The organism is Klebsiella sp. MISC125, from assembly GCF_051131775.1.
In the GTDB taxonomy this organism is placed as follows: domain Bacteria; phylum Pseudomonadota; class Gammaproteobacteria; order Enterobacterales; family Enterobacteriaceae; genus Klebsiella.
This window is the reverse complement of sequence record NZ_CP180448.1, coordinates 4,680,833-4,699,422: the sequence shown is the minus strand read 5'-3', so window position 1 is coordinate 4,699,422 and position 18,590 is coordinate 4,680,833. Positions and strand designations below refer to the sequence as shown.

Here is an 18,590-nt window from a genome sequence, read left to right as displayed (position 1 = left end):
ACGTAATGATCGAGGTCGCTATGAAACCCAACATTCATCCGCACTATCGTACCGTGGTCTTTCACGACACCAGTGCCAACGAATTCTTTAAAGTCGGTTCAACCATCAGGACCGAGCGTGAGATTGAGCTCGAAGATGAGACGTATCCGTACGTGACGCTTGATGTGTCATCCAAATCGCATCCGTATTACACCGGTAAACAGAAGGCTTTCAATAATGAAGGCAGCACTGCACGCTTCCGTCAGCGCTTCGGTGGTTTTATTGATGCGAAAAGGAGCAAATAATGCAGGTACTCAACTCGTTACGTAGCGCCAAACAGCGTCACCCGGATTGTCAGATAGTTAAGCGCAAAGGGCGGCGGTACGTGATTTGCAAAAGCAATCCCCGCTTTAAAGCCGTGCAGGGACGCAAGAAAAGACGTTAACTTACCCGTTTGCGAAAGCTCTCCAGCGTGCGCAACTGTTGGCCGTCGTTGAAGTTGTCGACGGCCAGCCACTGCTGCAAAGCGTTATCAATCTGTGGCCATTCGTCATCGATAATGGAAAACCAGTCGGTATCGCGGTTGTGGCCTTTTATCACCAGAGCCTGACGAAAACGCCCCTCATACTGAAACCCCAGACGTAGCGCCGCCCGGCGTGAGGGTTCGTTCAGGCTGTTACATTTCCATTCATAGCGGCGGTAGCCGAGAATATCAAAAACGTAACGCATCAGCAGCCACTGCGCTTCGGTTGCCATCGCCGTCCGGCTTAGTAACGGTGAGAAGTGGACATGACCGACTTCAACAACGCCGTTTTTTGCATCAATTCTCATCAGCGCCAGCGACCCGACGGGTCGACCTGTCCGCTCATCAATCACCGCAAAGTGAATGGGGTCGGCCAGTCCGGCAACGCTATCAATCCACGTACGGTACTCCTCAACGCTGTTATCTGGTTCGCGCAGCAACCATGTCCAACTGCGTGTATCTGGGGCTAGCTGATGGGCGGCAAACAGTGCGCTGGCGTGTTGTGTATTTAAAGGCTCAAGGTGGCAAAAACGCCCTTGCAGATTTTGTTTTTCGGGGTGGGGCCGAGGTTGCCAATCGGGCAGGGCAGTACCAACAGGTTGATTAAACTGGTTAAGCAAGCTCATACGGTTTTCCTTGTTTGGGCGAATGCAATGAGATTAAGTGCTTATTGGTTCTATAAAAAGTGCCATAGGTGTATGTTTTTATGGTGCCACGAGGAGCCGCGATGAATATTCCAGACGATGCGTTTTTTACTTTGTTGGAGCACGGCCTGCGCAGCAGAGGGTGTGAAACCTTGCAGCGTGCGCTGTATCAACTGCTGCGTGAGGCCGTTTTGCAGGGGCGACTGGCTGGCAATAGCCGTTTACCTGGCTCACGTGCTATGGCTCAGCGGTTAGGGCTCTCGCGTAACACGATCAACAGCGCGCTTGAGCAATTGGCCATCGAGGGCTATTTGCTACGCAGCCGTCAGGGGACGCACGTAGCGCCTTTGACGTCTCAGGGAGAGCGTGATGTTGAGGTGCACGCAATCGCGCTTCCTGAGCGCTTACAGGGGTTGCCTGGGGGCACGCGGCGTGATTCACCCACGTTGCTCTTTACGCCGGGAATGCCTGCGGTTAACTATTTTCCTCTTCCCCTCTGGCGTCGGCTTCTCGACAGAATATTGCGTGAAGAGGGAACTGCATTGCTGGGCTATGGTGACCCGCAAGGTGAACCTGCTCTGCGCGAGGCGATTGCCCGTCATCTGGCGCTATCGCGAGGGATTCGCTGCGATGTCCGACAAATTGTGATTACGGAAGGTGCGCTGGAAGGTATCAATTTATGCACGCATCTGCTGGGCGAAGCTGGGGATACCGCCTGGGTGGAAGAACCTGGCTACCTGGGGGTAAAAAGTATGTTTCTCAAAGCCGGGCTTCATATGAAAGGTGTACCAGTGGATTGTGAAGGCATGCGGCCTGATATGAGTGATGAGAGTAAGGCCCCGCGATTGATCTTCACTTCACCTTCACATCAATATCCCTGTGGCGCAGTCATGAGCGCAGGGCGACGACTGGCGCTACTGGAGTATGCGCGCCAGCATAATACGTGGATTATTGAAGATGATTACGACAGCGAGTTTCGCTACAGCGGCGAACCGATTCCGGCAATGTTGGGAATGGTCAAACAGGCACCGGTAGTGTATCTCGGGACCTTCAGCAAAACGTTGTTTCCCGCGCTACGCATTGGCTTTGTGGTGATGCCCTCGGCGTTGGCTGATGCGGCTCAGGGAGCGATTGGTGCACTATTGCGCGGTGGACACAGGGTGGAGCAGCGGGCGTTGGCGTTATTTATCGAAGAAGGACACTACGCGCGCCATCTTGCGGCCATGCGTCGTTTGTATCGTAAACGTCAGCAGCAATTACGGGAGGTTTTGGCAGAGGAGCTTAAGGTACCTTATGAGCTCTTTGGTGGAGAAGGTGGGTTGCATTTGACGGTTGCTATCGAAGGCATTGATGATGAAGCACTTGTTCAGCTGGCTCGCCAGTTTCAGCAGGCACCAGCGGCATTAAGCCGTTTTTATCTTGATGCTAAAAATGCGAGAAGTGGACTGGTTTTGGGCTACGGTAATACGTCCGCTTCGCATTTCATTCCTGCGGTGCGGACGCTCAATCGTCTTATTACGCAGTGCCGGCGCGGGTAAGGGAAAACACATCGTAAAACGAAAGTTCACCCTTGGTATCGACCATTTTTTGCAACTGAGCCTTTTGTTCACCGGCGACGCGCGGTGATTGCAGGATTCTCTCGATCAGTTGGCCCGGGACGTACCGCGTGTTATACCACTCGCCGTTGTAACAAACGCGAAAGTCCAGTACATCAATGTCTTCATAGCGATAGCGCGGATAGACGTCAAAGAAGAAGAAGCCGTTGAGCAGAACGAACAGCACGATTAACAGCCAGACAGAATCTACCAATGTTTCTGAACGTAGCATCACGATGAGCGTAGCCAGGAAGGCGGCATACATTGCGACAAACAGCCATGGATGATTGCGAATAAAGCTAATACTAAAACGCGGACGATTGTCGCGTTTCTCCTTTACATTAAGCTCATCAATGGTGTTCTTCAGCAGCAGCTGTATTTCTGTCATCTTATTCCCCAAATTCTGCTAAGAGCCCGGCTGCATGCTTGAAGAACAAGATGCAATTTGGGCTCAGCCTGAAGGCTATTTTATGTTGCGTAAATCACAGGGGAAAGTAACAGATCAGTTGCGAAAAAGCATAACAGTTACAGTCCTTCGCTTGGCAGCATTTTTATGATTTGTGCGGGGTTTCCACCAACGACGGCATTCGCGGGGACATTTTTCACCACCACGGAGCCGGACGCAATGACGGCATTGTCGCCAATCGTGATTCCGGGATTGATGACTGCCCGACCGCCAATCCAGACATTGTGACCGATGACCACCGGTTTGCCGTACTCTTTACCGCTGTTGCGTTCGATGGCATCCAGTGGATGAGTTGCAGTGTAGATATGCACGCCGGGAGCCAGCATACAGTTATCACCAATATGAATTGGGCAGACATCCAGCATGACGCAATCAAAGTTAGCGTAGAAATTTTTACCCGGGAAAATATTGTAACCATAGTCACAGCGGAAGGTGGGTTCAATATAGGCATCATTAGCTTGACCAAAGAGATCGGCCAGTAATGATTTGCGTAATTCACGCTCTTCCGGTGCTGAATGATTGTAACGATGCAGCAGTTGCCTGGCACGCAGACGGTCTGCTCGCAAGGTAGCATCACCGGGTAGATACAGCTCACCGGCAATCATTTTATGTTTCTCTTCACTCATGGGGCTTTCCTTATCGTAAATGCCGCCATAGTATAAAAGAAACCGGTTTCATATGCGCCACTTGCTAATATATGTGATTGATATCACAATTATTGCTGTTGAAGGGGGAGGCGCTACCTGTTGCTTGTCTTTCATTTGAAATATATTAGCGGATAAATTTCCAAACTGAGGGAGGGATTTTGTCGTACAGTTTATTCATCGTCAATTCAGCAAGACGATGGTCGGCTGCTGAGTAAAATACCGTCAGTTCATTATCAGGAAGTTCATATTTGTTTTTTTCAATTACGCGTTCCAGCGTATCAATTGTCTGACAGCGTCGTAAACGCATCAAATAGTCTATTTTGGTTAATGTTTTATCAGACATAAATTCACCTTTTGATTGTAATAATACTAACAAGAAAGACTTGCCGGGTTTTCCCGACTGGCGTTCACGAAGCAACGAAATAACCGGTTGCCTGATTTGCGCCATTTCTGTAGATCTGCTGTGTTAATGCCGTAGTTGCTGAACAGCACGAAAGTGTCATCCAGGTATTCGTCAAGCTGAGTAATCAGTTTATTATCCTCAGCATACTTAATTTTATAATTAAGTGCGAATGCGGCAATGTGCTCGATCAATTCATTTAGTTGAAGATTGACAGCCGAAGTCGGGTCATTAACCCAGCCATGGTTGCTCTCATCAAGGTTTGCAAGACAGTCATGATACAGGGTTTCGCAGAGAAATTTAAGCTGCGCAATATCATGTCTTTTTGGCGAGTATTCGTCCATAAAACATCCCCTTTTAAGTGGTTTAAACGACGACTAACAGCACCGTTGTGGGATGAACACGACTAACAGACCTGACACATACAATGTAATCTTGCTGTTTTAACTATAATCCACTCTCAAAAAGATTTCACCGTGCTATTACGAAAAATTACAATTATCACGGTTAATTTATCTTAAACACTGTGCGCTTTATTATATAGCAACATTAGTTTCAACGGAAAAAATGAAAGCAAACCTTATATTTCATCGGGTTAGCTGAGTATTTTAGTGGTTGTTGTCGGACAACCATACACAATGTCAGTGATTGAGAATATTCTGAGTTAGGTCGGGGCGACAAATCAGTGGATGAAAAAAACAGAGATATATGGCAGAACTCATCATTAAATATTATATAACAGGCTACAAAATAAACAATGACAATGAGTGCGCTTAATATAGATAGAAAAGGAAAGGGCCGCAAATGCGGCCCTTAGAGGGGAGATTAGTGATGCTCAACCGTATGGCTGTGCTCAATATCTTCATTTCTCTTGCTAAAACGGCGGCGAACCACCACGAAGAATACTGGTACAAAGAAAATAGCCAGAACCGTCGCGGTCACCATCCCGCCCATTACGCCAGTACCTACGGCGTTCTGTGCACCGGAGCCTGCCCCAGAGCTAATAACCAGCGGCATTACCCCCAGGATAAATGCCAGTGAGGTCATCAGGATCGGACGCAGACGCATACGTACCGCTTCGAGCGTCGCTTCAATCAGGCCTTTACCTTCTTTATCCATTAGGTCTTTGGCGAATTCAACGATAAGAATCGCGTTCTTCGCCGACAGACCAATGGTTGTTAGCAGACCAACCTGGAAGTAGACGTCATTAGTCAGCCCGCGGAAAGTTGCCGCCAGCAGTGCACCAACAACCCCGAGCGGAACGACCAGCATGACCGAGAACGGAATTGACCAGCTCTCATACAATGCCGCCAGGCACAGGAATACGACAATCAGCGAGATCGCGTAGAGCGCAGGTGCCTGGTTGCCGGACAACCGTTCCTGATAGGACATACCGGTCCAGTCGTAGCCAATACCAGAAGGCAGTTTGCCCGCCAGCTCCTCCATCAGGTTCATCGCTTCACCGGTACTCTTACCAGGCGTTGCTTGACCGAGGATTTCCATTGATGGCAGACCGTTATAGCGTTCCAGACGTGGAGAGCCATATTCCCAGCGTGAAGTGGAGAAGGCGGAGAACGGCACCATCTGTCCATCGCTACCGCGCACGTACCAGTTGCCGATATCTTCCGGCAGCATACGGTATTTGGCTTCGGACATGATATAGACTTTCTTGACGCGACCACGGTCGATAAAGTCGTTGACATAGCTACCACCCCAGGCGGAACCCAATGTGGTGTTGATGTCGCTAATCGAAACGCCGAGAGCCTGCGCTTTTTCCTGATCGATATCGACTTTAAACTGCGGTGTATCTTCCAGGCCGTTTGGACGAACGCCACTTAATACATCAGGATGCTGCGCAATCATGCCAAAGAGCTGGTTACGCGCCTGAGTGAGTTTTTCGTGACCCAATCCACCCTGATCGATCAGCTGGAAGTCAAAGCCGGTAGCGGTACCCAGTTCGACAATGGCTGGCAGGTTAAAGGCGAAGACCATGGCGTCTTTAATCTGCGAGAAGTAGCCCATTGCACGGCCGGTGATCGCTTCAACTTTGTTCTCTTCGCCAGGACGCTGGCTCCAGTCTTTCAGTGAGACGAACGCGATACCGGTGTTTTGTCCGCGGCCCGCGAAGCCAAAGCCGTTAACGGCGAATACTGATTCAACGTTGTTCTTCTCATGAGTGAGATAGTAGTCGGTCATCTCATCAAGAACTTTCTGCGTACGTTCCTGCGTTGCACCAGCCGGGAGCTGTGCCATGCTGAGGAACACACCCTGATCTTCGTCTGGCAGGAAGGAACTTGGCAGACGCACGAACAGCCAGGCCATTCCCACTACGATGATCAGATACAGCACCAGATAACGACCGGTACTGCGCAGAATGTTGCCTACGCTATCGGTGTAATGATGTGTGCTCTTATCAAACATGCGGTTAAACCAGCCAAAGAAGCCGGTGGTTGCACCATGGCTGCCTTTCGCGACGGGTTTTAGCATCGTGGCGCAAAGCGCCGGGGTCAGGATCAGCGCTACCAGTACCGACAGCGCCATGGCCGAAACGATAGTGATAGAGAACTGACGATAAATCGCACCAGTAGAGCCGCCGAAGAAGGCCATCGGGATAAACACTGCCGAAAGCACCATCGCGATACCCACCAGTGCGCCCTGAATCTGGCCCATTGATTTACGCGTTGCCTCCTTCGGCGGTAGCCCTTCCTCAGCCATAACACGCTCGACGTTTTCCACCACCACGATGGCGTCATCCACGAGTAGACCGATGGCGAGCACCATACCAAACATGGTGAGGGTGTTTATCGAGAAACCGAACAGAGCGAGGATAGCAAACGTCCCCAGCAAGACGACCGGTACGGCGATAGTTGGGATCAGCGTCGCACGGAAGTTCTGCAGGAACAGATACATGACCAGGAACACCAGAATGATTGCTTCAACCAGCGTTTTCACCACTTCGTGAATAGAGATCTGCACGAATGGAGTGGTGTCATACGGATAAACAATCTTCATGCCGGAAGGGAAGAACGGCTCCATCTTCACCAGCTCAGCACGAATGGCGTTAGCGGTATCGAGGGCGTTCGCACCGGTCGCCAGTTTTATCCCCAGGCCGGATGCCGGCTGGCCGTTAAACTTCGCGATGACATCGTAGTTTTCACCACCCAGCTCGATCTTCGCAACATCGCGCAGACGAACCTGAGAGCCATCCGGGTTGACTTTCAGCAGAATGTTGCCGAACTCTTCGGTGTTGGTCAGACGAGTCTGCGCCACGATAGAAGCGTTCAACTGCTGGCCTTTCACCGGTGGCGTACCGCCTAACTGACCCGCTGCAACCTGGGCGTTCTGTGCTTTCAGGGCGCTAATAACGTCAACCGGCGTTAGCTGGAAGTTGTTCAGTTTGTTCGGGTCCATCCAGATACGCATGGCATATTGGGAACCAAACAGCTGCACGTCACCTACGCCGCTGGTACGACTAATCGTATCCTTCATGTTGGCGGCAACATAGTCAGAAATGTCATCCTGATTCATGGTGCCATCAGTATTGATAACGCCGACAACCATCAGGAAGCTGCTGGATGCCTTTTCAACGCTAATACCCTGTTGCTGTACTTCCTGCGGCAACAACGGCGTTGCAAGCGCTAGCTTATTCTGAACCTGTACCTGGGCGATATCCGGATCGGTACCGGATTCGAAGGTGAGGGTAATCGTCGCTGTACCGGTGGAGTCGCCATTTGAAGACATGTACATCAGGTGATCGATACCGTTCATGTTCTGTTCGATAACCTGGGTTACGGTGTTCTGCACGGTTTCCGCATCAGCACCGGGGTACATGGCTGTGATGGAAATTGCCGGTGGCGCAATCGTTGGATATTGCGCTATCGGCAACTTGAGGATCGAAAGTCCCCCAGCCAGCATGATAATAATGGCGATCACCCATGCAAATATGGGGCGATCGATAAAGAAATTAGGCATGTCTTAACGGCTCCTGTTTAAGTTAAGACTTGGGTTGTTCTGACTGAGCATTGCCTGCGGCTTGCTGTTTATCGTCAGAAACGACTTCCTGCGCTTTTACCTGTACGCCTGGTTTGATTTTTTGCAGACCAGTGATGATCACGCGATCGCCCGTTTTCAAACCTTCAGTGACCAGCCATTTGTCGCCAATTGCCTGAGTCGCGGTAATCTGACGGACTTCGACTTTATCGCCTTCGCCAACAACCATGGCGCTCGCATCACCGCGTGGCGTACGAGTTACGCCCTGCTGAGGAACCAGCATAGCATCAGGATTTACACCTTCTTCCAGACGTGCACGGACGAACATTCCAGGTAGCAGAGTGTGATCCGGGTTGGGGAAGATAGCGCGCAGCGTGATAGAGCCGGTAGTCTGGTCAACGGTGACGTCGGAAAACTCCAGCGTACCGCCCTGCGGGTATTTCAGACCGTCGTTAGTGACCAGCTCAACCTTCGCTTTACCGTTTTCCTGCTGCAGTTTGCCGTTGGCTAACTCTTGTTTTAAACGCAGAAAATCATTGCTTGATTGAGTCACGTCGACATAAATAGGATCAAGCTGCTGCACGGTAGCCAGCGCGGTGGTTTGGCCGTTTTGCACCAGGGCGCCTTCGGTTACAGCGGATTTACCAATGCGACCGCTGATAGGAGAGGTGACTTTGGTGTATGCCAGATTGATGCGTGCAGTTTCTACAGCAGCTTTGGCGGCGACCACTGCAGCATTACTCTGCTGAGCGGTTGCAACGGCAGTATCGTAATCCTGTTGGCTAATGTACTTAGTGCCTAACAGTTTTTGATAACGTTTTACCGTCAACTGGTCCATATTTGCCGCGGCTTGCGCTTTTGCTAAATCGCCCTTTGCGCTTTCATAGGTGGCCTGATAGGTCGCCGGATCAATTTGATAAAGAGACACGCCAGCCTGAATATCGCTACCTTCAGTGAAGTTACGTTTCAGAATAATGCCACTGACCTGAGGGCGAACTTCCGCAACGCGATAAGCGCTGGTGCGACCTGGCAGTTCAGTTGTGATTTGTAGCGGAGCGGATTTGAGCGTCACAATACCGACTTCCGGCATTTGTTGGGCCCCTTGCTGAGCCGGTTTGTCGTCACATCCTGTTAGCGCTAAGCTGCCTGAGAGCATCAGAACGACCGCCAGAGGCGTTAACCCTCTGTTTTTGTTCATATGTAAACCTCGAGTGTCCAATTTCAAATTGTTCAGTGGCTCAATCGACCACAAACCCACTGCTGTGTTTCTATTATGGTCATGCTATGGTACATACATTCACAAATGTATGTAAACGTAACCTCTGTAAACTCATCGACCTATGGCACGAAAAACCAAACAACAGGCGCTTGAGACCCGGCAACATATTCTGGATGTTGCTCTGCGTTTGTTTTCGCAGCAAGGCGTATCATCCACCTCGTTGGCAGCAATTGCAAAAGCCGCTGGCGTGACGAGAGGGGCTATCTACTGGCATTTCAAAAATAAATCAGATTTATTTAATGAAATATGGGTACTTTCTGAAGCCAGTATTAGTGACCTCGAAGTTGAGTATCGGGCAAAATTCCCTAACGATCCACTGTCAGTTGTGCGTGAGATCTTAGTCTATGTTCTTGAAGCAACAGTGACAGACAAACGCAGGCGGTTGATGATGGAGATCATCTTCCATAAATGTGAATTCGTAGGTGAAATGGTCACGCTTCAACAAGCACAGCGTAGCATTTGTCTGGAGAGCTACGATCGTATCGAACAAACGTTGCAAGACTGCATTGCAGCGAAAATGCTGCCTGCCAATTTGCTTACTCGTCGGGCGGCCATTTTAATGCGTAGCTATCTTTCGGGCCTGATGGAAAACTGGCTGCTGGCACCGAGTGCCTTCGATCTGCAAAAAGATGCGCGAGAGTACGTCGCGACGCTGCTCGAAATGTATCAATTCTGCCCTTCTCTACGGGCTCCAGAAGGAATCGAGGCTTAAGCGCGTCAGCAGAGAAATAGCCAATATTTCCTGCTTTTCGCCGCTATTCGCGCGATGTCATAAGTGCTATTCTTCGCGCTGCGACGATCCCCGGTATTCTCCGGCTTTTGCAACCACTCATGTTAACACTATGCTGCATACTATCCGTTGGCGAAATGCCATATCCGCTTTTATTTTTACCCTGATTTTTTTCGTCGGCTGTATCAGCGTCAACCAGGCGCTAGCGGCTGATTTACCTGAACGTGCTGAAGTCCAAAGCCAACTCAACACGCTGAGTAAGCAAAAAGATCTGACCCCGCAGGATAAGCTGGTTCAGCAGGACCTGACTCAGACACTGGAAACTCTCGATAAAATTGAACGCATAAAGTCGGAAACGGCCCAACTGCGTCAGCAGGTCGCTCAGGCTCCTGCGAAAATGAATCAGGCAATCGATAGCCTGAACGCATTGAGCGATGTTACTGATGATGAGGCGACGCGAAAAACGTTGAGTTCATTGTCACTGCGTCAGCTGGAATCGCGGGTTTCTCAGACGCTGGACGATCTACAAAATGCACAGAACGATCTGGCAACTTATAACAGCCAGTTAGTCTCCCTGCAGACGCAGCCGGAGCGCGTGCAAAATGCGATGTATTCTGCTTCTCAGCAGCTCCAGCAAATCCGTAATCGCCTAAATGGCACTTCGACCGGTGATGAAGCGTTGCGCCCTACTCAGCAGAATTTGCTGCTGGTACAGCAGGCTTTACTGAACGCGCAGATCGATCAGCAGCGCAAAAGTCTGGAAGGCAACACGGTGCTGCAGGATACCCTGCAAAAGCAGCGTGATTATGTTACCGCCAATAGTAACCGTTTACAGCATCAGCTTCAGTTATTGCAAGAAGCCGTTAACAGTAAGCGTTTAACGCTCACTGAGAAGACTGCTCAGGAGGCGGTTTCTCCAGATGAAGCAGCAAAGATTCAGACTAACCCGCTGGTGAAACAAGAGCTGGATATTAACCATCAGCTTAGTGAAAAACTTATTTCAGCAACGGAAAACGGCAATCAGCTGGTCCAGCGTAATATCAAGGTAAAGACCTGGCTCGATCGCGCTTTACAGTCTGAACGCGATATTAAAGAGCAGATCTCGGTGCTGAAAGGCAGCCTGCTACTGTCGCGCATTCTTTACCAGCAACAACAGACGCTGCCCTCGGCGGATGAACTGAGCGATATGACTAACCGCATCGCTGACCTGCGCCTTGAGCAGTTTGAGGTTAACCAGCAGCGAGACGCATTGTTCCAGAGTGATGCTTACGTTGCGAAGCTGGAAGAAGGGCACAGCAGCGATGTTAACCCCGAAGTGCATGATGCTCTGCTGGAGCTGATTGATATGCGCCGGGAGCTGCTCGATCAGTTTAATAAACAGCTTGGCAATCAGTTGATGATGGCGATTAACCTGCAAATCAACCAGCAGCAGTTAATGAGCGTCTCGACCAACCTCAAAGCCATCCTGACGCAGCAGATTTTCTGGGTAAATAGTAACCGTCCGATGGATTGGGAATGGATTAAAGCCTTCCCGGAAGCGCTGCAAGGTCAGTTTAAGGCGATGAAAATCACCGTAAACTGGGAAAAGGCCTGGCCTGCGGTATTTATTGCATTTCTCGCCGGTTTGCCGCTATTGCTGATTGCCGGGCTGATTCGCTGGCGTCTGAAATGGCTTAAAGCGTATCAGGCGAAGCTGGCATCGCAGGTGGGACAATTACGCAATGACACTCAGCTTCATACGCCGAAAGCGATTCTCATCGATCTGATTCGAGCGCTACCGGTGGTGTTGCTGATTCTGGCCATTGGTCTGATTCTGCTAACGATGCAGCTGAATATCAGCGATTTGCTGTGGGCCTATAGCAAAAAGCTGGCGATATTCTGGCTGGTATTTGGCTTGTGCTGGAAGGTGCTGGAAAAAGACGGCGTGGCGGTGAGCCACTTTAATATGCCGTCACAGTTGACCAGCCACTGGCGGCGGCAAATTGTGCGCGTCAGCCTTGCGCTACTGCCGCTGAATTTCTGGTCGGTGATGTCGGAACTGTCGCCACTGCATTTGATGGACGATGTGCTGGGGCAGTTTGTTATTTTCCTCAACCTGCTGCTGATAGCTGTGCTCGTCTGGCCAATATTTCGTGAAAGCTGGCGAGATAAAGAGTCCCACGGCCTGCGTCTAATCACCGTGACCGTACTGTCGATTGTGCCGATTGCGTTGATGATTCTGACGGCAACGGGCTACTTCTACACCACGCTGCGTCTTGCGGGTCGCTGGATTGAAACCGTTTATCTGGTGATGTTGTGGAATCTACTGTATCAGACCGTGCTGCGCGGTTTGAGCGTAGCTGCCCGACGCATCGCCTGGCGTCGGGCGCTGGCGCGCCGTCAGCACCTGGTTAAAGAAGGGGCCGAAGGCGCTGAGCCACAGGAGGAACCGACGATCGCACTGGAGCAGGTGAACCAGCAGACGCTGCGTATTACGATGTTGGTAATGATCGCGTTGTTTGGCGTGCTGTTCTGGGCTATTTGGTCGGATCTGATCACCGTTTTTGCTTATCTCGACAGTATTACGCTTTGGCACTACAACGGTACAGAGGCCGGGGTCAGTGTCATAAAAAGCGTCACCATGGGCAGCTTGCTGTTTGCGATTGTGGCATCCATGGTGGCCTGGGCGTTAATTCGCAACCTACCAGGGCTACTGGAAGTCCTGGTGCTCTCCCGGTTGAATATGCGTCAGGGGGCGTCATATGCGATTACCACGATCCTGAACTACGCCATTATTGTTATTGGCGCGATGACGGTCTTTGGTTCGTTGGGCGTTTCGTGGGATAAGCTGCAGTGGTTGGCAGCAGCGCTGTCGGTTGGTTTGGGCTTCGGCCTGCAGGAAATATTCGGTAACTTTGTCTCCGGTCTGATTATCTTGTTCGAACGCCCGGTACGTATTGGCGATACGGTGACCATCGGTACGTTCTCCGGCACCGTCAGTAAGATCCGCATCCGCGCCACGACGATCACTGACTTTGACCGCAAAGAAGTGATCATCCCGAATAAGGCATTCGTTACGGAGCGTTTGATTAACTGGTCGCTTTCCGACACCGTGACCCGCGTCGTGATCCGTCTTGGCGTGGCCTATGGTTCCGATCTGGATAAGGTGAAAGAAGTTCTGCTACAGGCTGCGCACGAGCATCCTAAAGTGATGCAAGAGCCCGCGCCGTCGGTCTTCTTTACTACCTTTGGTGCCAGTACGCTCGATCACGAACTGCGCCTGTACGTGCGCGAACTGCGTGATCGTAGCTACGCGGTAGATGAATTAAACCGTGCTATCGATCGCTTGTGTCGGGAGAATGATATCAATATCGCCTTTAATCAGCTGGAAGTTCATCTGCGTAATGAAAAAGGCGATGAAATCACTGAGGTGAAGCGTGATGCAAGTGGGGGCGATGCGGCTCCGGCGATAGGTTAAGGTTACTGGGGCGGCAAGCCTGCCGCCCTCTTAATTTTAAGGGGCGAGAGAGGAGAGTTCTTCCTGACTCAGTCCGGTCATTTCCATTATCATCGCGGCATCCAGCCCGCTGGCGAGCATTTTCAGGGCAATGCTGCGCGAGAGTTCCTGGCGGCCTTCCAGTAAACCTTCTTTTCTGCCTTTTTTACGACCTTTCTCTTCCAGCCATTCGGCAATCGTCATCAGTAGCTCCTTGTGCCTGGGCGACTGCTTCGCCAGCTCGCGAATAAGCAGCCTGGGTTTTTCCGTAATACCCGCCTGCAGCATATAGCTGATTAGGGTATTAATCTGCGTTTCCGTCAGATATCCCTGCGCCAGCAGCGTAATTAACATCGGCTGAAGCTCGGCCAGATCGCGCTGGCGGATATGTTTTTGCAGCAGCTCCAGCATCGCCATGCGCTGGTGACGGACGATTTGATTATCTGGCATAACGGTCAGGTCCACCAGCGGAAAATCGCCGCTGTAAAGCGCACTGGCAAGTTCGGGGTCGTCAAAAAGATGATGCCAGTTGAGCGTGTGCGGCCAGGGACTAACGGAGCCGTGATAAAACAGAATCGGCACCACCAGCGGTAGCGTACCGTGGCCTGCATCGAGGTGGCGCTGCATGGCGGCAAGCGCATAGCGCATCAAGCGAAAGGCCATAAGTTTGTCGGGTGAACTTTGATGCTCAATGAGCGCATAAATATATCCAGCGCCATGCTGAGTTTGCAGGGAGTAGAGGATATCGGAGTAGCTGGCTCGCAGGTCTTCTTCAATAAAGCTTCCGCAAGCCAGCTGTAGCGTATCCAGATCGCAAATACGTAAAAACTGTGCCGGAAGATAGAGTTGTAAGAAATCGCGCGCGACCTCTTTCTGGGTCAACATCTGGCGAAAAATAGCATCGTGCGGCGTGTGTGAGAATCGTTCCATGAGTATCATCCATCGTTGTAAGGGGCAGGCGATGACTCTGCCACCTGCAACGATGCGACTACAGACTACTCTTGCGCGTTTTGCGAGGCTTCTTCCGCACTTTTTACTTTGTTTTCATAGTCACGACGAATAATCTCCAGCGCAGCTAGCACGGTTTGTGCGGGGACCTTATTCTCTTCTAGCAACATAATTAAATCGACGGCTAGCTTGACCTCGTCTGATGCGTTTTCCAGCGACATATTTCTTCCTCCACTTAGCGGGTTAAGCGTGCCAGTACGTTTTCGATTTTCTCCAGCGCGTCACGACAGCGGGCCAGACGACCGGCATAGGCGTCCACTTCTTTTGCCAACCGTTGCTGTTCATCCAGGGTTGTGGCTTGCGCGAGCTGACGCTGGCGATCGTTTCTCATCGCCAGCAGCCTGCGTTCGTATTCCTGATGCTGCAGACGTCGGCGCTGCCAGCGGTTTAGAGTGGGCGAAGCGCTATCCCAGTTGCGTAGCGACCAGGTTGCCGTTTCCCGGCTGATAGCGGCGATCTGGGCAACGAGACGTTCCGCCAACCAGGTGACCTGCGGCAGTTGCTGGCGTTCGACTGCCTGCTGTAGCTCGGCGAAGCATTCATTGGCTTCATCCAGATAAGCCTGCATTTGCGTGCTGCGGGTGCGGAACAGTTGGCGATCGAAGCGTGGGCTGAGCGTCGCGTGATCCGCCAGTGGCGCAACTTGCGTTGCCAGCGCTGCCAGTTGATTTTCCAGCGAGTGTAAAAGCCGGGCCGTTTTCAAATAACTCCTCCCTACCCAGATAAACAACTGTGCTACATTAGCGTTATCTTTTTGATAACGATTCGCATTATGCCACGTATTATTTTAATCATCATTGGCTGGCTGGCGGTAGCATTAGGAACGCTGGGCGTGTTTTTACCCTTATTGCCAACGACGCCGTTTATCCTGCTTGCGGCCTGGTGTTTTGCCCGCTCGTCGCCGCGCTTTCACCACTGGCTGCTGTATCGTTCGTGGTTTGGTGGTTACCTGCGCCATTGGCAGAAATACCGCGCTATGCCTCCTGGCGCTAAACCTCGGGCGGTGGTGATGATTTTGCTAACCTTTGCCATTTCCTTGTGGCTGGTTAATCTTACGTGGGTGCGCATCTTGCTGCTGGTGATTCTCACTTGTCTGCTGATATTTATGTGGCGCATTCCGGTGGTTGATGCAAAGCAACAAAAGCACTGATGCGCAATAATGATGGTTGCAATTGTCGCTGACAGACAGTAAATTCTGGCGTTTTCGAGCGCGGGTACGACTGGTCAAAGGTTAAACAAATGTTTCTTTGGCCCGTTTGTCATGCCCGTGAGTAACACCGTTTTAATCAGGCATAAACTTATGACCGCAACTGCACAGCAGCTTGAATATCTGAAGAACAGCATCCAAAGCATCCAGGACTACCCGAAGCCTGGTATCCTTTTCCGTGATGTCACCAGTTTGCTGGAAGACCCAAAAGCCTACGCGCTTAGCATTGAACTGCTGGCAGAGCGCTACAAAGACGCGGGTATTACCAAAGTGGTGGGCACCGAAGCGCGTGGTTTCCTGTTTGGCGCACCGGTTGCGCTGGCGCTGGGCGTAGGCTTTGTTCCAGTGCGCAAGCCGCGTAAGTTGCCGCGTGAAACCATCGCGGAGAGCTACGAGCTCGAATACGGTACCGATCAGCTGGAAATCCATGTTGATGCCATTAAAGAAGGCGACAAGGTACTGGTGGTTGACGACCTGCTGGCGACCGGCGGCACCATCGATGCGACCGTGAAGCTGATCCGTCGTCTGGGCGGTGAAGTACATGATGCAGCCTTTATTATCAATCTGTTTGATCTGGGCGGCGAACAGCGCCTGGAGAAGTTGGGAATCAACAGCTACAGCCTGGTTCCCTTCCCGGGCCACTAAGCATTTCCCGACACATAGCCTCGCTGATTGGGCGGGGCTGTGATAGCATGGCCCCCTCGTGATTTCACCTTCCAGCGTTTCAGAGCCAGCCCATGAGTTATCAGGTCTTAGCCCGTAAATGGCGCCCACAAACCTTTGCTGACGTCGTCGGCCAGGAACATGTGCTGACCGCACTGGCGAACGGCTTATCGTTAGGGCGCATTCATCACGCATATCTCTTTTCCGGTACCCGCGGGGTGGGTAAAACCTCCATCGCTCGCTTATTGGCGAAAGGGTTAAACTGTGAAACCGGCGTTACCGCCACGCCTTGTGGCGTCTGCGATAACTGCCGAGAAATAGAACAAGGGCGTTTTGTCGATCTGATCGAGATCGATGCCGCCTCGCGCACGAAAGTCGAAGATACCCGCGATTTGCTGGATAACGTCCAGTACGCACCGGCCCGTGGTCGCTTCAAGGTCTATCTGATCGATGAAGTCCACATGCTGTCGCGCCACAGCTTCAACGCGTTGCTAAAAACGCTAGAGGAGCCACCTGCGCACGTTAAATTCCTGCTAGCAACGACCGATCCGCAAAAGCTGCCGGTCACTATTCTTTCCCGCTGCCTGCAGTTTCATCTCAAGGCGCTGGATGTTGAACAGATCCGTCATCAGTTAGAGCATATTCTCGGTGAAGAACAGATTGCTTTTGAGCCTCGGGCGCTGCAACTGCTCGCGCGCGCGGCTGATGGAAGCCTGCGCGATGCGTTGAGCCTGACGGATCAGGCTATTGCCAGCGGCGATGGCCACCTGACCGCAGAATCTGTCAGCACCATGCTTGGCACTCTTGACGACGATCAGGCGCTCTCGCTAATTGAAGCGCTAGTGGCTGCTGACGGCGAACGCGTGATGGCAGGCGTCAATGAGGCGGCTGCTCGCGGCGTGGAGTGGGAAGCCCTGTTGGTCGAGATGCAAAGTTTGCTGCACCGTATTGCAATGGTTCAGCTCTCGCCGTCGGCGCTCGGCGCGGATATGGCTGCCGTAGAGCTGCGGATGCGCGAGCTGGCACGAACCGTGCCGCCAACCGACGTACAGCTTTACTATCAGACGTTGTTGATTGGCCGCAAAGAGCTACCGTTCGCGCCGGACAGACGCATGGGTGTTGAAATGACGCTTCTGCGGGCGCTGGCATTCCATCCGCGCATGCCGTTGCCGGAACCGGAAGCCCCTCCGACGCAGAGTATCCCGGTCGCACCTGTACAGCAGGCCGCCCCGGTATCTGCTCAGCAGCCACCGCAGAATCTGCCGCAGACCACCAGCCAGGTGCTGGCAGCCCGCAGTCAGCTTCAGCGTAGCCAGGGAGCACCCAGCCCAAAAAAGAGTGAACCGGCAGCCGCTTCCCGCGCGCGGCCGGTGAATAACGCTGCGCTGGAACGACTGAGTTCGATTACCGAGCGCGTACAGGCGCGTCCGGCAGCTGCCGCTCTGGAGCAAGCTCCGGCGAAAAAAGAAGCTTACCGTTGGAAATCGACGATGGTTGTTGAAACGGTAAAAGAAGAAGTTGCAACGCCGAAAGCGCTGAAAAAAGCACTGGAGCACGAAAAAACCCCGGAACTGGCGGCGAAGCTGGCAGTCGAAGCGGTCGAACGCGATAGCTGGGCGGCGGAAGTTAACCAGCTCGCGGTGCCAAAACTGGTGGAGCAGGTGGCACTAAATGCGTGGAAAGAGCAGGACGGCAACCGCGTCTGCCTGCATCTGCGTCCGAGCCAGCGTCATCTGAACTCGGCAGGCGCGCAGCAAAAGCTGGCGGAAGCGCTGGGTATTTTGTACGGTACGCCGGTTGAATTGACCATCGTGGAAGATGATAATCCCGCGATGCGTACGCCGCTTGAGTGGCGGCAGGCAATTTATGAAGAAAAGCTCACGCAGGCGCGTGAAGCGATTATTGCGGATAACAACATCCAGACGCTGCGCCGGTTCTTTGATGCGGACCTGGATGAAGAAAGTATTCGCCCCATTTGATTGCA

18 protein-coding genes, 1 pseudogene and 1 other annotated feature are annotated in these 18,590 nt (G+C 52.0%); of the genes and pseudogenes, 9 read left to right on the top strand and 10 right to left on the bottom strand.

The features are described from left to right. Positions 1 to 20 precede the first annotated feature (20 nt). Positions 21 to 284 carry a type B 50S ribosomal protein L31 gene (locus tag ACMYSL_RS22065; protein WP_434659954.1) on the top strand — a complete coding sequence of 88 codons (264 nt, stop codon included), beginning with the start codon at positions 21 to 23 and terminating at the stop codon, positions 282 to 284. Continuing rightward, on the top strand, positions 284 to 424 hold the full coding sequence (gene ykgO / locus ACMYSL_RS22060) for a type B 50S ribosomal protein L36 (RefSeq protein ID WP_434659953.1): 141 nt from the start codon (positions 284 to 286) through the stop codon (positions 422 to 424). The genes ACMYSL_RS22065 and ykgO overlap by 1 nt, the downstream gene beginning before the upstream one ends. Here ykgO and ACMYSL_RS22055 read toward each other — a convergent pair. Beyond that, positions 421 to 1,128, bottom strand: coding sequence for a GNAT family N-acetyltransferase (locus ACMYSL_RS22055; protein ID WP_434659952.1), 708 nt, complete (start codon positions 1,126 to 1,128; stop codon positions 421 to 423). The genes ykgO and ACMYSL_RS22055 overlap by 4 nt on opposite strands. Before the next feature lie 101 nt (positions 1,129 to 1,229). Here ACMYSL_RS22055 and ACMYSL_RS22050 point away from each other — a divergent pair, with 101 nt between their 5' ends. Beyond that, the gene (locus ACMYSL_RS22050; protein ID WP_434659951.1) at positions 1,230 to 2,684 is read left to right on the top strand and encodes a PLP-dependent aminotransferase family protein; all 1,455 of its coding nucleotides are present in this window, start codon (positions 1,230 to 1,232) and stop codon (positions 2,682 to 2,684) included. Here the strand turns inward: ACMYSL_RS22050 and ACMYSL_RS22045 are convergent. Next, entirely contained in the window at positions 2,662 to 3,129 is a 468-nt protein-coding gene (locus ACMYSL_RS22045; RefSeq protein WP_110273705.1) for a YlaC family protein, read from the bottom strand. The genes ACMYSL_RS22050 and ACMYSL_RS22045 overlap by 23 nt on opposite strands. A gap of 61 nt (positions 3,130 to 3,190) precedes the next feature. Between ACMYSL_RS22045 and ACMYSL_RS22040 the strand changes: the two are divergent. Then, positions 3,191 to 3,298, top strand: a pseudogene (locus ACMYSL_RS22040) (hypothetical protein); the annotation flags it as partial. Here ACMYSL_RS22040 and maa read toward each other — a convergent pair. The 5 genes from maa to acrA form a co-directional block, all read right to left on the bottom strand. Then, a complete protein-coding gene (maa, locus tag ACMYSL_RS22035) occupies positions 3,267 to 3,833 on the bottom strand; it encodes a maltose O-acetyltransferase (protein WP_182236812.1) in 567 nt (188 codons plus the stop codon). The pseudogene ACMYSL_RS22040 and the gene maa sit on opposite strands and share 32 nt — an antisense overlap. Before the next feature lie 145 nt (positions 3,834 to 3,978). After that, on the bottom strand, positions 3,979 to 4,197 hold the full coding sequence (locus ACMYSL_RS22030) for an HHA domain-containing protein (RefSeq protein WP_110273703.1): 219 nt from the start codon (positions 4,195 to 4,197) through the stop codon (positions 3,979 to 3,981). Positions 4,198 to 4,223: 26 nt separating this feature from the next. Further along, entirely contained in the window at positions 4,224 to 4,598 is a 375-nt protein-coding gene (tomB, locus tag ACMYSL_RS22025; protein ID WP_181483283.1) for an Hha toxicity modulator TomB, read from the bottom strand. A gap of 481 nt (positions 4,599 to 5,079) precedes the next feature. Next, complete coding sequence (gene acrB / locus ACMYSL_RS22020; protein ID WP_182236815.1) at positions 5,080 to 8,226, bottom strand: multidrug efflux RND transporter permease subunit AcrB; 3,147 nt, start codon at positions 8,224 to 8,226, stop codon at positions 5,080 to 5,082. A gap of 22 nt (positions 8,227 to 8,248) precedes the next feature. Beyond that, entirely contained in the window at positions 8,249 to 9,442 is a 1,194-nt protein-coding gene (gene acrA / locus ACMYSL_RS22015; protein ID WP_182236817.1) for a multidrug efflux RND transporter periplasmic adaptor subunit AcrA, read from the bottom strand. 142 nt (positions 9,443 to 9,584) lie between these two features. On the opposite strand from acrA, the gene acrR reads away from it, so the two are divergent. Together acrR and mscK are read left to right on the top strand one after the other, a co-directional pair. Beyond that, entirely contained in the window at positions 9,585 to 10,235 is a 651-nt protein-coding gene (gene acrR, locus ACMYSL_RS22010; RefSeq protein ID WP_434659950.1) for a multidrug efflux transporter transcriptional repressor AcrR, read from the top strand. A gap of 130 nt (positions 10,236 to 10,365) precedes the next feature. Beyond that, positions 10,366 to 13,710: a mechanosensitive channel MscK gene (mscK, locus tag ACMYSL_RS22005; protein WP_434659949.1), complete on the top strand. Its 3,345-nt coding sequence runs from the start codon at positions 10,366 to 10,368 to the stop codon at positions 13,708 to 13,710. Between the two features lie 36 nt (positions 13,711 to 13,746). On the opposite strand, the gene ACMYSL_RS22000 is transcribed toward mscK, so the two are convergent. The 3 genes from ACMYSL_RS22000 to priC all read right to left on the bottom strand — a co-directional run bounded on the left by ACMYSL_RS22000 (position 13,747) and on the right by priC (position 15,439). Further along, on the bottom strand, positions 13,747 to 14,658 hold the full coding sequence (locus ACMYSL_RS22000) for an Rpn family recombination-promoting nuclease/putative transposase (RefSeq protein WP_434659948.1): 912 nt from the start codon (positions 14,656 to 14,658) through the stop codon (positions 13,747 to 13,749). A gap of 65 nt (positions 14,659 to 14,723) precedes the next feature. Continuing rightward, positions 14,724 to 14,897 (bottom strand): pleiotropic regulatory protein RsmS, encoded by a 174-nt coding sequence (rsmS, locus tag ACMYSL_RS21995; RefSeq protein ID WP_181483278.1) that lies wholly within the window; start codon positions 14,895 to 14,897, stop codon positions 14,724 to 14,726. A 14-nt stretch (positions 14,898 to 14,911) separates the two neighbouring features. Then, positions 14,912 to 15,439: a primosomal replication protein N'' gene (priC, locus tag ACMYSL_RS21990; RefSeq protein ID WP_434659947.1), complete on the bottom strand. Its 528-nt coding sequence runs from the start codon at positions 15,437 to 15,439 to the stop codon at positions 14,912 to 14,914. A gap of 69 nt (positions 15,440 to 15,508) precedes the next feature. Here priC and ACMYSL_RS21985 point away from each other — a divergent pair, with 69 nt between their 5' ends. From ACMYSL_RS21985 to dnaX, 3 genes are all read left to right on the top strand, one after another. Continuing rightward, complete coding sequence (locus ACMYSL_RS21985) at positions 15,509 to 15,886, top strand: DUF454 family protein (RefSeq protein ID WP_110273695.1); 378 nt, start codon at positions 15,509 to 15,511, stop codon at positions 15,884 to 15,886. A 150-nt stretch (positions 15,887 to 16,036) separates the two neighbouring features. Then, positions 16,037 to 16,588 carry an adenine phosphoribosyltransferase gene (gene apt / locus ACMYSL_RS21980; protein WP_110273694.1) on the top strand — a complete coding sequence of 184 codons (552 nt, stop codon included), beginning with the start codon at positions 16,037 to 16,039 and terminating at the stop codon, positions 16,586 to 16,588. Between the two features lie 92 nt (positions 16,589 to 16,680). After that, positions 16,681 to 18,585 carry a DNA polymerase III subunit gamma/tau gene (gene dnaX / locus ACMYSL_RS21975; RefSeq protein WP_434659946.1) on the top strand — a complete coding sequence of 635 codons (1,905 nt, stop codon included), beginning with the start codon at positions 16,681 to 16,683 and terminating at the stop codon, positions 18,583 to 18,585. Beyond that, positions 17,918 to 17,982 (top strand) — a sequence feature (DnaX frameshifting element). Its footprint overlaps the gene before it by 65 nt. Positions 18,586 to 18,590: the final 5 nt, after the last annotated feature.

What these genes read in the sequence shown, in the direction of transcription:
- ACMYSL_RS22065 (WP_434659954.1), top strand. Translation starts at nt 21, where the DNA reads ATGAAACCCAACATTCATCCGCACTATCGTACCGTGGTCTTTCACGAC.
- ykgO (WP_434659953.1), top strand. Translation starts at nt 284, where the DNA reads ATGCAGGTACTCAACTCGTTACGTAGCGCCAAACAGCGTCACCCGGAT.
- ACMYSL_RS22055 (WP_434659952.1), bottom strand. Translation starts at nt 1,128, where the DNA reads ATGAGCTTGCTTAACCAGTTTAATCAACCTGTTGGTACTGCCCTGCCC.
- ACMYSL_RS22050 (WP_434659951.1), top strand. Translation starts at nt 1,230, where the DNA reads ATGAATATTCCAGACGATGCGTTTTTTACTTTGTTGGAGCACGGCCTG.
- ACMYSL_RS22045 (WP_110273705.1), bottom strand. Translation starts at nt 3,129, where the DNA reads ATGACAGAAATACAGCTGCTGCTGAAGAACACCATTGATGAGCTTAAT.
- maa (WP_182236812.1), bottom strand. Translation starts at nt 3,833, where the DNA reads ATGAGTGAAGAGAAACATAAAATGATTGCCGGTGAGCTGTATCTACCC.
- ACMYSL_RS22030 (WP_110273703.1), bottom strand. Translation starts at nt 4,197, where the DNA reads ATGTCTGATAAAACATTAACCAAAATAGACTATTTGATGCGTTTACGA.
- tomB (WP_181483283.1), bottom strand. Translation starts at nt 4,598, where the DNA reads ATGGACGAATACTCGCCAAAAAGACATGATATTGCGCAGCTTAAATTT.
- acrB (WP_182236815.1), bottom strand. Translation starts at nt 8,226, where the DNA reads ATGCCTAATTTCTTTATCGATCGCCCCATATTTGCATGGGTGATCGCC.
- acrA (WP_182236817.1), bottom strand. Translation starts at nt 9,442, where the DNA reads ATGAACAAAAACAGAGGGTTAACGCCTCTGGCGGTCGTTCTGATGCTC.
- acrR (WP_434659950.1), top strand. Translation starts at nt 9,585, where the DNA reads ATGGCACGAAAAACCAAACAACAGGCGCTTGAGACCCGGCAACATATT.
- mscK (WP_434659949.1), top strand. Translation starts at nt 10,366, where the DNA reads ATGCTGCATACTATCCGTTGGCGAAATGCCATATCCGCTTTTATTTTT.
- ACMYSL_RS22000 (WP_434659948.1), bottom strand. Translation starts at nt 14,658, where the DNA reads ATGGAACGATTCTCACACACGCCGCACGATGCTATTTTTCGCCAGATG.
- rsmS (WP_181483278.1), bottom strand. Translation starts at nt 14,897, where the DNA reads ATGTCGCTGGAAAACGCATCAGACGAGGTCAAGCTAGCCGTCGATTTA.
- ACMYSL_RS21985 (WP_110273695.1), top strand. Translation starts at nt 15,509, where the DNA reads ATGCCACGTATTATTTTAATCATCATTGGCTGGCTGGCGGTAGCATTA.
- apt (WP_110273694.1), top strand. Translation starts at nt 16,037, where the DNA reads ATGACCGCAACTGCACAGCAGCTTGAATATCTGAAGAACAGCATCCAA.
- dnaX (WP_434659946.1), top strand. Translation starts at nt 16,681, where the DNA reads ATGAGTTATCAGGTCTTAGCCCGTAAATGGCGCCCACAAACCTTTGCT.